Here is a 932-nt window from a genome sequence, read left to right as displayed (position 1 = left end):
AATAAAGAGGAATAACTCATGGCAAAGGCCAAGTTTGAACGCAGCAAGCCACATTTAAACGTCGGTACTATCGGTCACGTTGACCATGGTAAAACCACCTTGACCGCAGCGATTGCAACTGTTGCTGCAATCACTTCAGGCGGCGAAGCCAAAGACTACGCGTCTATTGACTCAGCCCCAGAAGAAAAAGCCCGTGGTATTACCATCAACACCTCACACGTAGAATATGACACTGCAACTCGTCACTACGCGCACGTTGATTGCCCAGGTCACGCCGATTATGTTAAAAACATGATCACTGGTGCCGCTCAGATGGACGGCGCAATCCTAGTCGTATCAGCCACTGACGGCCCAATGCCACAAACGCGTGAGCACATCTTGCTATCACGTCAGGTTGGCGTACCGTACATCATCGTATTCATGAACAAATGCGACATGGTAGACGACGAAGAATTGCTTGAGCTTGTAGAAATGGAAGTTCGTGAACTTCTTAATGACTACGACTTCCCAGGCGACGACACCCCAATCGTAAAAGGTTCAGCCACTGAAGCCCTAAAAGGCTCAGAAGACAAATATGGCCAACCAGCCGTTGTTGAACTACTAGAAGTACTAGACACCTACATCCCAGAGCCAGAGCGTGACGTTGACAAAGCATTCCTAATGCCAATCGAAGACGTATTCTCAATCTCAGGCCGTGGTACCGTAGTCACTGGTCGTGTTGAATCAGGTATCGTAAAAGTTGGTGACGAGATCGAAATCGTTGGTATCCGTGACACGCAAAAAACCACCTGTACTGGTGTAGAGATGTTCCGTAAACTGCTTGACGAAGGTCGTGCAGGCGAAAACTGTGGTGTACTACTTCGTGGTACTAAGCGTGAAGACGTACAACGTGGCCAAGTACTTGCTAAGCCAGGTTCAATCACCCCGCATAC

General features: G+C 48.6%; 1 protein-coding gene. It reads left to right on the top strand.

Translation table 11 applies throughout. The features are described 5' to 3' along the window. Positions 1-18 precede the first annotated feature (18 nt). On the top strand, positions 19-932 hold a 914-nt coding region (gene tuf, locus ACFI32_RS14815), incomplete at its 3' end, for an elongation factor Tu (RefSeq protein ID WP_462627387.1).

This window comes from Psychrobacter sp. PSi21 (genome assembly GCF_054960615.1).
Note: the sequence above shows the minus strand (reverse complement) of the source record. Positions and strands in the feature narration are given on the sequence as shown.